At 67.7% G+C, this 12,617-nt stretch carries 18 protein-coding genes; 7 read left to right on the forward strand and 11 right to left on the reverse strand.

The window, feature by feature from the left end; all coding sequences use genetic code 11:
- Window positions 1-9 precede the first annotated feature (9 nt).
- Window positions 10-828 carry a polyphosphate kinase 2 gene (gene ppk2 / locus OG883_RS38560; protein ID WP_266551557.1) on the reverse strand — a complete coding sequence of 273 codons (819 nt, stop codon included), beginning with the start codon at window positions 826-828 and terminating at the stop codon, window positions 10-12.
- 260 nt (window positions 829-1,088) lie between these two features.
- On the opposite strand from ppk2, the gene OG883_RS38565 reads away from it, so the two are divergent.
- On the forward strand, window positions 1,089-1,958 hold the full coding sequence (locus OG883_RS38565) for a universal stress protein (RefSeq protein ID WP_266551559.1): 870 nt from the start codon (window positions 1,089-1,091) through the stop codon (window positions 1,956-1,958).
- A 130-nt stretch (window positions 1,959-2,088) separates the two neighbouring features.
- Here the strand turns inward: OG883_RS38565 and OG883_RS38570 are convergent, their stop codons facing one another.
- Complete coding sequence (locus OG883_RS38570) at window positions 2,089-2,919, reverse strand: DUF427 domain-containing protein (RefSeq protein ID WP_266551561.1); 831 nt, start codon at window positions 2,917-2,919, stop codon at window positions 2,089-2,091.
- 697 nt (window positions 2,920-3,616) lie between these two features.
- Here OG883_RS38570 and OG883_RS38575 point away from each other — a divergent pair.
- A complete protein-coding gene (locus OG883_RS38575) occupies window positions 3,617-4,600 on the forward strand; it encodes a hypothetical protein (protein WP_266551562.1) in 984 nt (327 codons plus the stop codon).
- A 38-nt stretch (window positions 4,601-4,638) separates the two neighbouring features.
- The gene (locus OG883_RS38580) at window positions 4,639-5,184 is read left to right on the forward strand and encodes a hypothetical protein (RefSeq protein WP_266551564.1); all 546 of its coding nucleotides are present in this window, start codon (window positions 4,639-4,641) and stop codon (window positions 5,182-5,184) included.
- A 369-nt stretch (window positions 5,185-5,553) separates the two neighbouring features.
- Here the strand turns inward: OG883_RS38580 and OG883_RS38585 are convergent, their stop codons facing one another.
- The 3 genes from OG883_RS38585 to OG883_RS38595 all read right to left on the reverse strand — a co-directional run bounded on the left by OG883_RS38585 (window position 5,554) and on the right by OG883_RS38595 (window position 6,826).
- Entirely contained in the window at window positions 5,554-6,186 is a 633-nt protein-coding gene (locus OG883_RS38585; protein ID WP_266551565.1) for a flavodoxin family protein, read from the reverse strand.
- 84 nt (window positions 6,187-6,270) lie between these two features.
- Complete coding sequence (locus OG883_RS38590) at window positions 6,271-6,396, reverse strand: hypothetical protein (RefSeq protein WP_266551567.1); 126 nt, start codon at window positions 6,394-6,396, stop codon at window positions 6,271-6,273.
- A gap of 10 nt (window positions 6,397-6,406) precedes the next feature.
- Window positions 6,407-6,826 carry a GntR family transcriptional regulator gene (locus OG883_RS38595; protein WP_323181050.1) on the reverse strand — a complete coding sequence of 140 codons (420 nt, stop codon included), beginning with the start codon at window positions 6,824-6,826 and terminating at the stop codon, window positions 6,407-6,409.
- Between the two features lie 226 nt (window positions 6,827-7,052).
- On the opposite strand from OG883_RS38595, the gene OG883_RS38600 reads away from it, so the two are divergent.
- Window positions 7,053-7,460, forward strand: a complete 408-nt coding sequence (locus tag OG883_RS38600) for a hypothetical protein (protein ID WP_266551569.1) — start codon at window positions 7,053-7,055, stop codon at window positions 7,458-7,460.
- A 16-nt stretch (window positions 7,461-7,476) separates the two neighbouring features.
- Here the strand turns inward: OG883_RS38600 and OG883_RS38605 are convergent, their stop codons facing one another.
- On the reverse strand, window positions 7,477-8,316 hold the full coding sequence (locus tag OG883_RS38605) for an aldo/keto reductase (RefSeq protein WP_266551571.1): 840 nt from the start codon (window positions 8,314-8,316) through the stop codon (window positions 7,477-7,479).
- A gap of 801 nt (window positions 8,317-9,117) precedes the next feature.
- Here OG883_RS38605 and OG883_RS38610 point away from each other — a divergent pair.
- Window positions 9,118-9,492 carry a hypothetical protein gene (locus OG883_RS38610; protein WP_266551572.1) on the forward strand — a complete coding sequence of 125 codons (375 nt, stop codon included), beginning with the start codon at window positions 9,118-9,120 and terminating at the stop codon, window positions 9,490-9,492.
- A gap of 25 nt (window positions 9,493-9,517) precedes the next feature.
- Here the strand turns inward: OG883_RS38610 and OG883_RS38615 are convergent, their stop codons facing one another.
- Window positions 9,518-10,024, reverse strand: coding sequence for a hypothetical protein (locus tag OG883_RS38615; protein ID WP_266551573.1), 507 nt, complete (start codon window positions 10,022-10,024; stop codon window positions 9,518-9,520).
- A gap of 218 nt (window positions 10,025-10,242) precedes the next feature.
- Here OG883_RS38615 and OG883_RS38620 point away from each other — a divergent pair, with 218 nt between their 5' ends.
- The gene (locus OG883_RS38620; RefSeq protein ID WP_266551575.1) at window positions 10,243-10,647 is read left to right on the forward strand and encodes a hypothetical protein; all 405 of its coding nucleotides are present in this window, start codon (window positions 10,243-10,245) and stop codon (window positions 10,645-10,647) included.
- Window positions 10,644-10,940, forward strand: a complete 297-nt coding sequence (locus OG883_RS38625; protein ID WP_266551577.1) for a hypothetical protein — start codon at window positions 10,644-10,646, stop codon at window positions 10,938-10,940. The genes OG883_RS38620 and OG883_RS38625 overlap by 4 nt, the downstream gene beginning before the upstream one ends.
- Window positions 10,941-11,088: 148 nt before the next feature.
- Here OG883_RS38625 and OG883_RS38630 read toward each other — a convergent pair whose 3' ends face one another.
- The 4 genes from OG883_RS38630 to OG883_RS38640 all read right to left on the reverse strand — a co-directional run bounded on the left by OG883_RS38630 (window position 11,089) and on the right by OG883_RS38640 (window position 12,610).
- The gene (locus OG883_RS38630; RefSeq protein ID WP_266551579.1) at window positions 11,089-11,223 is read right to left on the reverse strand and encodes a hypothetical protein; all 135 of its coding nucleotides are present in this window, start codon (window positions 11,221-11,223) and stop codon (window positions 11,089-11,091) included.
- Window positions 11,196-11,420, reverse strand: coding sequence for a transposase (locus OG883_RS47065; RefSeq protein ID WP_353963151.1), 225 nt, complete (start codon window positions 11,418-11,420; stop codon window positions 11,196-11,198). The genes OG883_RS38630 and OG883_RS47065 overlap by 28 nt, the downstream gene beginning before the upstream one ends.
- A gap of 573 nt (window positions 11,421-11,993) precedes the next feature.
- The gene (locus tag OG883_RS38635) at window positions 11,994-12,134 is read right to left on the reverse strand and encodes a hypothetical protein (protein ID WP_266551580.1); all 141 of its coding nucleotides are present in this window, start codon (window positions 12,132-12,134) and stop codon (window positions 11,994-11,996) included.
- A gap of 257 nt (window positions 12,135-12,391) precedes the next feature.
- On the reverse strand, window positions 12,392-12,610 hold the full coding sequence (locus tag OG883_RS38640; protein WP_266551581.1) for a hypothetical protein: 219 nt from the start codon (window positions 12,608-12,610) through the stop codon (window positions 12,392-12,394).
- Window positions 12,611-12,617 lie beyond the last annotated feature (7 nt).

Below are 12,617 nucleotides of genomic sequence, written 5' to 3' on the forward strand. Positions count from 1 at the left end.
GCCGCCGACTCACTCCGTCAGACCGGCTGCGTGGTCGGGGACGTACGTCTGCAGATCACGGGGCGGGCGGACATAGCCGGTGGACGGCGGTCTCGCCGGAAGTTCGAGCACCCTCGGCGGCACCTCGTGGTACGGAACGGAGCCGAGCAGATGGGCCATCATGTTGAGCCGTGCCCGGCGCTTGTCGTCACTCTCCACGACGTACCACGGAGCCTGCGCGATGTCCGTGTGCACCAGCATCGTGTCCTTGGCCCGCGAGTAGGCCTCCCACCGGGTGATCGACTCGAGGTCCATCGGCGACAGCTTCCAGCGTCGTGTCGGGTCCTGGAGCCGGCGAAGGAACCGCTGCTCCTGCACGGCGTCGCTCACCGAGAACCAGTACTTGCGCAGCAGGACCCCGTCCTCGACCAGCATCCGCTCGAAGATGGGGCACTGATGCAGGAACCGCTGGTGCTCCTCCTTCGTGCAGAAGCCCATCACATGCTCGACACCGGCGCGGTTGTACCAGCTCCGGTCGAACAGGACGATCTCTCCCGCGGCCGGCAGCTGCTCGACGTACCGCTGGAAGTACCACTGGGTGCGCTCGCGCTCCGTGGGCTTGGGCAGGGCCACGGTCCGCGCGACGCGCGGGTTGAGGTGTTCCGCGACCCGTTTGACGGTGCCGCCCTTGCCGGCTGCGTCCCGGCCCTCGAACACCACCACCAGCCGGGCACTCTCCGACCTCACCCACTCCTGGAGCTTCACCAGCTCCGTCTGCAGCCTCAGCAGCTCCCGCTTGTACACGCCACGAGGAAGCGTCGCCACCGGCCGCTCCTTCTTGCCGGCCATGCCGCCTCCCCAGGTCGATGACATCACGGAGTCACTGGTGCCCGAGGCCAAGGACCAGGACAGCGCAGCGCAGTACGGACGAAACCGACCGTACTGACCGACGGGGAACTGCGCACCCTGGACGCCCGCCGGCAGCTGCCGGCTCTGGCCGAGCCGACGCCACAGGCCAAGGGCAGGTGGACCGCGCCCGGCAGCGCCCTGCGGTGGAACCGTCCGAAGTGACGCCCCAGAGTGGGGTGTGTCCGGAAGGCGGTGACACCGTGGACAGGCCGCTGTGTGTAGGAGTCGACGGCTCGGAGCCGAGCCTGCGCGCACTCGACTGGGCGGTTGACCAGGCGGTGGCGCATGGCACGCCGCTGACCGTCGTGCACTCCTGGCGCTGGGAGCAGTACGAGAGCCATCAGCCGTCCTTCGGAGTGACGCGGGGTTCGTCCCAGGTTTTCGCGGAGAACATCGCCGGCTCGGCCCTGGTACGCGCGGTACGGCGCAGCGCCGCATTGAAGGTGACGAGCGAACTGACGGCCGATGACCCGGTGACCGCGCTGATCGAGGCGAGTCGGGGTGCCTCGGCCGTCGTGGTCGGCAGCCGCGGACGCGGAGAGCTGGCTGGTCTGCTGCTCGGTTCGGTGGGCCTGGCGGTTGCCGCGCGCGCCGGCTCGCCGGTGATTGTCGTGCGCGGCGAGGAGGTGAACCTGCGGCGTGGCTTTCACCGGATCGTTGTCGGCATCGATGAGCCCGAGAAGTCCCGTGCGGCCCTTGAGTTCGCGTTGCGGGAGGCGGAGATGCACGGTGCCACGCTGTGCGTGGTGCATGCGTGGCGCTGCCCGGCCCGCGAGATTCCTGACCATCCGGACCACCGGGCCGACACCGAGCAGCACACGCGGCATGCCGAAGAGCTGCTGGCCGCTGCTCTGCGCCTGGTCGGCCGGACCGATCGCGTCGCTGACATCCAGCGTGAGGCCGTAGAGGGCCAGGCCCGGCCGGTCCTGCTGGACACGTCACTCACCGCGGACCTGTTGGTCGTCGGGGCTCGCCGCCGTACCGGGCGCCTCGGCATGCAACTCGGCCCGGTCAACCACGGCGTACTGCACCACGCAGCCTGCCCGGTGGCCGTCGTCCCGCACGAATGACCGCAGCCGCGGACCGGCTCACGCCCCGATTCCGCCGTGCGTATGGAGATTCATCACGCGACGACATCCGTGAAGCCTTCCTCGGCCTTGCCACCTGCCTCATCACCCACCGACACGTCCCTCGCCTCTGTCAGGGCCTCTCACGCGACGGCTTGCTGAAGTAGGTGACCGGACGCTGCTGCCGTTCTCCGTCGACGACGATGTCGACGGCCTCGTTGTAAAAGGCCACCCGGTCCTTGATGATCCGCACGGAGGGCAGAGGATCGGGATAGCTCCAGGCGATGTCCGGCTGCACGTCGGCGCCGCCCGCCCACGACCAGTAGTCGGTCGCCACACCCTTGTACGGGCAGCGGGTTCGCACACTGGTTGGAGTGAGAAGATCGAGGCGGACGTCCTCCCGCGGAATGTAATAGCGGACCGGCAGACGCGTCTCGAACAGCAGAACCGGCGTACGCGTGTCCGCGACGACGGTGCCCTCGACCTCGACCTGGACGTGCCGGGTGCTGGGCAGCGCGTCCACTCGGCTGTACGGGTCACGCGGGTGCACGAAGATCTCCTCGTCCTCTTCGTACCAATGGTCGAGAACCTCGTGCCCGAACCATTCGAAGCTGATGTAGCCGGCCAGCTCCTCGCTGGGATAGGTCCAGGCCGCTGCCCGGACGGTCCGGTCGGCGAGCACAAGGTCGTAGAAGGCTGTCGCTCCCGCGTGACGCCGCGGGTTGGTGGGCCGCTCGGTCCTTCGCAGCAGATCCATCCGGATGTCTCCGGCCGGGAAGGCGTACAGGGGTACGGGACGACCGGGCTCCCACACAAGAACCGCCCGGCGGCTGTCCACGACCGTGACCTCTCCCTTCGTCGCACGCACCCAGCGTTCGCTCGGCTCCCAGACAACGCTGTGGATCGAATCCGGCCGCCGGCGTACGACCGGCACGGCTTCCGGGTCCCCATTCGATGTGGTCATCGGTCTCCCTCCTCGCTCCGGCAGCTGTCTCTGCACTCAGTACCCCTGATGCCGCGGCCGCGGGGCCGCGTCGGCATCCATGTCCACGCTGCTCCGGATCACAGCTCGACGCAAACGCCGCTGTGGACTGCACGGCGGCCTCGGTGTCAGCGCTGGAGACGCAGCCTCGCTTTCGATGGCACCTCCGCCCCGGGACAGGGCGGAGGTGCGGAGGCAGGCGACGTTCGAATGGGCTTTGGCCGGCTGTCCGGCATGAGGAGGTCCGCGAGTCTCCCGCGATCTCTCCTTCACGCACCTCATACATTGTGACTCGCTTGAGGGGTTCTTCTTCAGGGTGGTGCAAGACGGTCTTCTGCGCGTTGCCGTCGAGTAACTGGTCGATATCGCGGGCGCGTTGGGCGCTGGGCGGCGGCATGTAGTCTTCACCCTCCCGGCTATCGACGACGAGGGCGGCGCGCTCGTCGATCGGCAGGACCCAGGGCACAGCGAAGGGCCGCGTGCTGCACCGACAGTGTGAAGGGGCCGCTCAGCATGCCGACGGCTGTCGGGGTGCGGACCGACGTGCAGGTGTGACCGGTCATGGCGGTGGCCTCTTGCAGACCGGCCCCACAGCAGAGTCACTTGAGATAGCCGAGAGCACTCTTCGGGGCGGCTCGTACGATATTGACTGGACACCAGGAACCGGCATGACACCGAGATGGATCCGCCCGTGACCGTTTGCTTCCTCATCTCCAAGTATGGCGAAGCCGAACGTTCCGGGGCGGTCGACGCCTGGACGTCTCACGAGGACATTGGCAGGTCGTTCAACGGTCGATCCTTGACGGCCGAGGAGTACCACCGAGTGGAGGACGTGTACGTCTCGGCCGTGGAGTCCGTGGCCAACGCGGTGGGCGTGGATCGTCTGGAATTGAGAAACGTCATCCTCAATCAGCCCGCGCCGTGCTGGCTCGGCCATATCTACGACGGCCGGGTTGTCGACCTGAAGACCGCCCTGCTGCTGGTAAGGGCCATGCTTCGGGATGGTTGGATCTCGTGCTCTCTTGAGAGCAGTGACATCCTGCGGGTGGGGGTTGTGACGGACTTCTATCTGTCGGTGGAGATTCAGCCGGGCGCGATTGGATCCTTGGCGAACGTGGAGCGGCTGGGGTTGTACCCGGTGCAGGTGGACTGCTGGTCGGAGGATTGTGGTGACATTCCACTCGTGTCCCGCCTTGCGGATGAGGGGTTCTGGGAAGAGGTGGCAGCCGGTGCCGCGGTTGCGCGATCCGCGATGGTTGTCCTTGAGCGCTGGGCGGAGGGGTCCTGCGGTCACCGGTGGTTTCTCGTTGAGGATGAGAACCTCGCGGCGGTCGCCAGATCGGTTCGGTCGCAGTCCTTGGTCACGGCATTCTTCGATCCGAGGATTCGGCGGGCTTCCAGAAGTCACTTCCGTCGGGCAGTGAGTTCGTCCGTGGTCGACGACTCGCCTGTCGTGATCTTCGCTCGATCTGCCGGAGGCGACGCGCTCGACGTTCTGACGTGGGGTGAAGGTGATGCCCTGCCGAGCGAGGCCGAGTTGCCTGCGGGTGATGAGCTCGGGTTTTTCGTGTGGCCGAACGAAGATGCGCTGTTCGTCCGGGCGGTGGTGCCGGGCGAGGACGGTCGTATTGTTGCCCGCTGGCCGGATCCCCGGACCGGGTGAGCGCCCTCGACGGGTCCGTTGTCCTGTCAACCCCGTACGTGACGGAGGATGATTGGCCTGGACGCGACGACAACACCGGGGCCGGAGGCGCCAACGTCTGGACCCACGGCCTGCTCAGCGCGCTCCTGGAGGGGGAATCCGGCCTCCCCTATGCCGAGCTGCCCAAGGGAGCGGGCATGCGTGTCTCGATCCGCCGCACGCTCCGCGTCGACGCTCTGTCGGGAACGCCCGTGGAGGACCTGGGTGTTGTCGCCGACGTGCGCCACAGAATGACCCGCCGAGACCTGCTGGAGGACAACGTCGACCTGCTGGCCCGGGCGGGCGAGCTGTTGGGGACCCGGCCTCCGCGCACGCTCACGATCACCGAAGCCTCGCGCGCCAACGGCTCCCTGCGGCTCAAGCTGAAGACGACCAATGTGGACCGGGTGGACGTCTACATCGACGAACGGCCGCGGGATTCGGTGGACGTCGCCGACGGCCAGGTCGACGTCACGGTGGACAACGCGAGTGCGGCGGAAGCGGTGAGGGTGGACGGGTTCGCGAACCGGGATCTCGTCGCGAGCTGCCGGAAGCGGCTCGGCTGAGCCCGGCGGGGCGCGGGGCCGAGGATTCCGACAACGTCGGGGCGCGAAGTCCCATACGTCGAGTTCCGCGTACGTGGCGGGCGTGCCGCCTCCCGTCGTCGAGGTAGTCCAACCGTCGTCGTCAGTCGCCTGCTTGGGGCGGTATCACCGAAGTCCACGGTCGGCCTGTACTCGGCGGTCCGCTGTGATGCTCGGGCAGGTGTGTCCGAGCGGATGTGCAGCGCCCCGCGCGCGGGTGGGCTTCCGTACGGTGCAGGCAGCGGGGGTGTCGCTCCGGCCTTACCCGGACGGGGTGATGGATCCGGCTCGAAGTAGTTCCTCGCTGCGTCCACGCCCGCTGCCCCTCATGTCCCCGGCAGGTATTGTCGGCTATCGCTGCCCGGACACTTCCTCGTAGGGGAACCGGGCGGGCAGGGCCTCACGCTGGAAGAAGGTCTTGGCGCGGATCGCGGCCCGCTCGTCGTCCCGCACCTGGCCCGGCCGAGAACCGTTGCCGAACAGCACTCCGCCGAATCGCATCCGCATGTACGCCGCCGTGTGGTTGAGGGTGGTCACCAGCCCGTCGGCGACGGCCTCGTCGCGGTCCGACATGACCGTCACCCCCCACAGGGTCCGGCCCGTCATCCGTTCCTTGAAGTCCGAGCCGGGCACTGTCAGCCAGCCCGACCAGTAGTCGAGGTAGCGCTTGGTGTGCGCGGAGAGGGTGTACCAGTACAGAGGTGAGGCGATGACGATGTCGGTGGCATTCACAGTGGCCTGTCGCAGCATCTCCTCGTTCTCCCCGGCCGGCCACGTGTCGGTCTCGTGCCGTCCGTCTTGGAAGTCGGGCAACGGCAGTTGGGCCAGGTCCACCCAACGCTGTGAGGTTCCGGCGGGCAACTGCTCGGCGGCGGCCTGTGTGAGGATCTTGGTGTTGCTGTCATGGCGGGAGCTGCCGAGGACGAAGAGGAACGAGCGGTCGGTCGCCGCCCGACTGTTGTGTGAGGCAACAGAAGAGGTCATGTATCACTCCAGGAGTACGGAATCGAGTGGATGCAACAGGCCACCCCGGCCACGACGATGGCGACCGGCTGTTCGGATGGCGGGCTACCGGAGCCGGGGTGGTGCGACCTGAACGGTGTGCGTGCGGGGCGGTTCATCGATGACTTTGCCGAGGCCGTCGTCGATGCTGCCGCCGTCACCGCGGACGACGTGCACGGAATGCCTTCTCATGGGGGTGACGTTAAAGCTTCACACCAATGGGAAGGTCAACCTTGGAACGGGGCGAGTCACCCAGTACGGCCGTCAGGGCATCGAGCAGGGCGCGGTCGTCCGCGCCCAGCCTGCGCCCCGCTGCCACATGGCGGCGGGCTGCTTCGGCCAGGCGGGCCACGCTGTCCGGGCGGGGTGTCTCGGGCGGCCGGGCGACTCGGGTGCCCGCGCCCGGCGCGAGTGGACCAGTCCGGCACTCTCCAGCTCGCGGTAGGTACGGGCCACGGTGCCCGGGCGCGAGACCGAGGTCCGCGGCGAGTCGACGCACGGAGGGCAGCCGGGTCGCTGGAGGGAGGTGTCCGCCGAGGATGAGCTCGGACAGACTGATCCGGATCTGTTCGTAGGGTGGGATGGGGCTGTCAGCCTCCACGCAGAGGAATGGCTCGCTCATGCCGCGTCCGGTGTCAGCCGGGCGTACGGGCGAGCTGGACCGCGGAGCAGCCCAGTGCCGCCACTCCGGTGATCCCGGTGGCGAGGAGGGCCAGGCTTCCCGCGTCGGTCACGCCGCCGGTGCAGACACCGTTCAGAAGTCCTTTGGAGGCGGGGGTCGCGGCTGTATCTTCAGCTGCCGGCCCTGCGGCGAGGCCGCGTTTTCCTGGCAGCGCTGAACACAGACCATGGCCATCACACCCGGGCAGTGGGCGGACTGCACCCAGTCCGAGCTGGTCATGGACAGGATCCGCGTCCCTCGCAGGGGGCGTGGCCGTCCGCGCCGGACCCCGGACAACGTGGGTGCGAACCGGGCGTACAGCAACCGCAAGATCCGCGCGTACCTGCGCAGGCGCGGCATCGTGCATGTGATCCCCGAGAAGAAGGATCACAAGGCCGCCCGCCTGCACGGAAGTTCACGCGGCGGACGGACCTCGGGCTTGGACACGGACCGGTACGAGGAGCGCGACACCGTCGATCGGGCGATCAACAAGCTGAAACAGTTCAGAGCCGTCGCTACTCGTTATGACGAATGCGGATATGTTTTCAAGGGCACTGTCACCGCCGCCTCACTCCTCATCTGGTTCAGATCATGACCGACGAGGCTGAGCCCTATGCCAACTCGGGCAGACGGTTGAGTCGGTCGCGGTGGGCCTGGGTCAGGTGAAGACGTTCCGCAGCAAGGTTCTCCTCCAGGTGGTCGATCCGGGCAGTGCCCGGGATCGGGAGGATGACCGGCGAACGGCCGAGGAGCCAGGCCAGCGCGACCTGCGTGGGAGTGGTGTCGACTTCGGCCGCGACGGCAGCGACCTCGGCCCTCGTCCCGGACTTCCCCCAGGCGACAGGGCGCCACGGCAGGAATGCGATGCCTGCCGCTTCGCAGGCCGCGAGCACGGGCTCGTGCTCGCGGTCGAGCAGGTTGTAGCGGTTCTGCACGCTCGCGACGTCGACGATGTCCTGTGCTTGGTTGAGTTCGTCGACGGTGACCTCGGACAGCCCGATCCGGCCGATCTTGCCCTCGGTCCTCAGGTCCAGCAGCGTGCCCATCTGGTCGGCGAGCGGCGTCCCCGGATCGATACGGTGCAGCTGCAGCAGCTCGATCCTCTCAACGCGCAGTCGGCGCAGCGCCTGCTCGACCTGATCGCGCAGAACAGCCGGCCGCCCGTCGAGCTTCCACTCGTCTGAGGAACCCGATCGAGCAACGCCAACCTTGGTGGTGATCAGCAGCTCCGCCGGGTAGGGGTACAGCGCCTCAGCAAGGAGTTCCTCGTTGGCGCCCCCACCATACAGATACGCGGTGTCGATCAGAGTGACGCCCAGTTCGACGGCTCGCCGGGCGATCGCGAGAGAGGTTTTGCGGGCCGGGCCCGGATCCGTTGGCAACTGCATGGCCCCGAACCCGAGCCGCCGCACTTTCAGATCCCCGCCGATACGAAACGTAGTCGATGTCACGTGTTGCCTTCTCCCCTTCGCTCAAGAGGCAACGCTAACAGCACAGTTGGCCACAACAACGGCCCCAGCAACGGTTGTCCACCGGCCAGAAACAAACAGCTACCTGATCGAAGAGGTACTGCCTAGTAGGGCTTTGTTACGTGGGTCTTGCCTCGTTGGGTGTCTGGTAGTTCGCTGCTGGTATGAGGGTCGGGGAACTCGCTTCGTGTCGTGCCCGGTTGGAGGAGTTCGGCGGGGAGGTGTTCGCGCCGCTGGTGCGGCGGGATCAGCGTGAGAAGGGCGCCTTGTATCTGCGGGGCTGCTGCTGGACGGCCGACGTAAGTCGATGCAGCCGATGGCCGGGCGCTTGGGCGGACGGCCCGTCCCGCTTTACGGCTCCGACCCCGCCCAGCCCTACACCCCACCACAAAGCAGACCTGTGGGCCTGGGCCGGCGGCCAGTCCACCGCCGAACTTCGCCGAGCACTTCGCCTGCAGCTCGCCCTCGGGCTCGGATGCGGCCTCGACACCCACGAGATCATCCCCCTGCGCAGCCTGGACGTCCGCATCCTGGAGGACACCAACATCGCCGTCCCAACACACCGCGCGGGCACTCGTTCGCGGACGGGCCGGCCGACCCCCGCCCCTCACCCGGCACCACCCCAGTACACTCCCCACCACCCGGTGGCTGACCAGGCAGGACATCAAAGTCCGGCTGGAGTACCAGCCGTGGACTTCGCGGCCGGAAGCGCGGGAGTAGTCGCGCCCCTGTCGTCCAACCCCGCGGATGCGCTGCTTCCTCGGCCCGCTTGAGGAGACGTTCGTGCTGGATTCCGCTACCGCGCAGTTCATCGAGGCTGTCGGGAAGCTGCCGCCCGACACGCTCGTCGCAGTGTTCGATCACGCACTGCGGCTGCACCGCAGCGGCGGCCGTGAGGCGAGCCGCGCGCTCCGGCTGTCCGCATCGGAGCTCTCCGAGATCGACCACGCGGTCCGTTCGACGCTGCTTCCGCGCGCGGATCAGCTCGATGCGTTCCGCACCGGGCTGCACTCGGACGCCAAAGCTGTGTGCTGCATCGCGGCAAGGGCGATCCGCACACGCGCAAAGTGTGCCGAGGCGCACTACCGCGTACTGATCGAGCCGTTCGCAGCCGCCGGCGTCGACACCCCTGCTCACCCGGCGACCCCACCGTCCTGATCACCGGTCGTCCCCGCCGGCGGGGTCAGTGCCAGTTCTCGGCCGTGTGGACGAACCAGAGTGCCTCCCGTCCCTCGTTCCGGGAGGCCTCGGCCGCCAGCTCGAACGCGGCAGCGCGATCGTAGGCATCCTCAGAGCTCGTCGCCGGACCAGCTGGACTCTTGACCAGATATCCGCATACGCTGCGCAGCCACGTGGCGTGCGACGACGCCAGCTCGCGAAGCGTCGCGGCGTGGGGCGACGCCGTGCGCGCCGGCGTCTCCGGCGGATCGACGCGCGGGGCGCGGTGGAGCCCCGGCCATTCGCGCGCCACCTCACCGTGACTGAAGACAGCCACTTTCTGCGCATGCCGAAGGATCATGTAGCCCATCGGGATCCATTCCGCCAGATGCCCGTCGTACTTCTTCGCGGGGTCGGCGAACGCATAGGTGGATCGAGAGCCGCCGAAGATCACGTACTGCGACCCGGCCTGCCCGCTGTCGAACGGGTCGATGCGGTCCGCCTCGACCGGCGGGTACTGGTAGTGCTCCATACCCACGATGGTGTCAGAGCGCTCGGAGGGGGTGTTTCAGCAGGGGCCTGGTGTTCCGAGTCTTGGCGCGTGCGGCGGCCCGTCTTGAGCGCGCTGCGCCGACGCCGTGGTCGCGGGCAGGGAAGGGCTGTTCCGAGCTCGGTCGGCCTCGGTCCCGGGCGGGGGCCCGCCCGGCACTCGGCCCGCACTGTCACGCCGCCCCGTCATACCCTTCCGCCATGAGCGTCTCTCTCTACTACAGCGCGCACCGCACGACACCGCCGACCGAGGCCGAGTCGGCCTGCGTCGCGCGCGTCGTCCCCGCGCACATGGCGTCGTTTCCGTACGACGACGAGGAAAGCCTGTACGTGTACGTCCGGCGTGCGGCCGAGCCGGAGGAGATCGTCGCCGGGTCCACCAAGATGCCGCTCGATCCCGGTCGTCTGATGCCGGTGATCGCCCATGTGCTGGATTCCGTGACGGAGTTGCGCCGGGCCATGCCGGATGCCGAGTGGCGCGTGCACATGGACGACCTCGACGTCCCGTGGGACGAGGCCGAGGGGTACGCCCTGCCCGGGATGCGCGACGCGGACCTGATTGCGGAGCTCGCGGCGGTCCACGACGGTGACGGGGCAGCGGGATGAGGGAGGAGAGCGCGGGGAAGGCCGCGGACGCCGTGGCGCCCACGCCGGATCAGTGGCGCCTCATCGAGTTCGGCGAGGCGCTGTACCGCCGCATCGCTGCGGACGCCGAGATCGGTCACGTGCTGCTGCCCGAGGACGGTGCGGTGGCTGTCGTGCACCGCGTGCGGGGCGGTGGGACGATCCTCGTGGCGGCCGACCGGTCGGTGCTCTTCTTCGGCTCGGCGCTCGACATCAGTGCCGCCCTGATCGAGTTCCGGGCCGGCCGACGCACGCCTGTGGAGCTGTTCCAGTAGCGGGAGACGCGGGGCAGGGACGGCCCGCCGAGGGCCCGCTTCCGATCAGGCCTGGCGGCCGATCGGCGCGATGGTGTCACCGAGCTGCTCCTGCGTCACTCGGACCCCCGTCCGGAGCCTCACCACCGGAACGGCTAGTAGGGCTTTGTTACGTGGTGTCGTAGTGCTGCCATGGGGTGGGTTGTCGACAGATGGGGCAGGTGCCGGTCCAGGTGGCCAGCAGGTGTTGGAGGAGGTCCAGGGCCTGGTAGAGGGTCAGGCCCTGGCAGGGGCGTTTGGGCACGACCGCTGTTCGGTCAGGAACAGGTGGGCTGCCGTGACCAGGGTGACGTGCCGGTGCCAGCCGGTGAAAGAGCGGCCTTCGAAGTGGTCGAGTCCGAGGGCCGTCTTGAGTTCGCGGTAGTCGTGCTCGATGCGCCACCGCAGTTTCGCGATGCGGACGAGGTCGCGGGCGGGGATGTCTGCGGGCAGGTTGGATATCCAGTACTTGACCGGCTTGTCCTCGCCTTCGGGTCACTGGGCGATGAGCCAGGTCGGCGGGATCGTTCCGTCGGTGGCGGGTTTGGGCCGCCGCCCCGCGAGACGGATCCGCACAAGAACGAAGTGCGAGCTCATCGCGGCTTTGGAGCCCTTGCGCCAGGTCAGGGTTCGTCCCTGGCGTCGTCCGGCGGCCAGCACGTGATCCCGTAAGGACACTGGACGGGTGCGGTAACGCGGACGGGGCCTGGGCCCGAGACCGCCATAGGCAGGCTGGTGGGGTTGGGCATCCTCACCGTGGGCGGTCATTTCGGCCTTGGCCTGCAGGACGTAGGCCATGCCGCGGCCGCGGAACCTGGGCCGCGGACGGCGGACGGCACTGCAGTTCGATCGCGGCGGCGAGGGCGGAGGCGTCCAGCGAAGACCAGCCTGCTTGATATGTCCCAGCGTCCGCGCGCGCTTTTCGGGAGTCTGGGTCTCCCAGATCCAGCTCACGGCAACGGCAACGGCATGGCGATCAGCGGCATGCTGTGACTGAGATCTGCCAGGAAGTTGATGCGGGCCAACAGGCCCGCATCAGAGGCGCACGGTGATGTCGAGAAGGCTCGCACCACGCGGCGAGGGCTTGACAGCTGTAGCGGTGACATCGTTGACGAAGTAGGACCCCATCTCGATGTCTTCGGCATCGAGGAAGGCCAGATCTGCCTTCCCTCCCAAAGCTCGGCGGTCGCCGAGATGGTCGAGGCAGGCCGGCGCCCGCCTTGCGGCGCACGCCCCAGGGGTTCAACCTGCCGAAGACCGTCCTTCAACGGAGTGAACAAACCTCTGGCCTCGTGCGCGAAGCCCCAGAAGTCGCTCTTTCTAGGCTCTCATCCCGCGGATCTCAACTCCGTAGTACTTCAGCATCTTGACGGTGCGCTTCCGGGTCCGCTCCTTCATGTACGGGAAGGAGTCTTCGATCAGATTTTCGGGGTTCAGGAACTGCTCGAGAACCTGAGATACACGGCACCTCTCAGGGATTCATCAGGGCTTTCCATGAGCCTTTCCACCAAGTCGAAGCATCGCTGCATGAGTGCTGCCGTCAGAACAGCCTGGTCCGCAGGCATGCCGTACTTCTCTGAGATGAACTCCGCGGACTCCGGGACCATTCGAAGCACCAACAGGGGGACTTCGGCGGTACGGATCTCACTCATGCTTTCC

Origin of the sequence: Streptomyces sp. NBC_01142, assembly GCF_026341125.1 — a bacterium.
Taxonomy (GTDB): Bacteria; Actinomycetota; Actinomycetes; order Streptomycetales; family Streptomycetaceae; genus Streptomyces.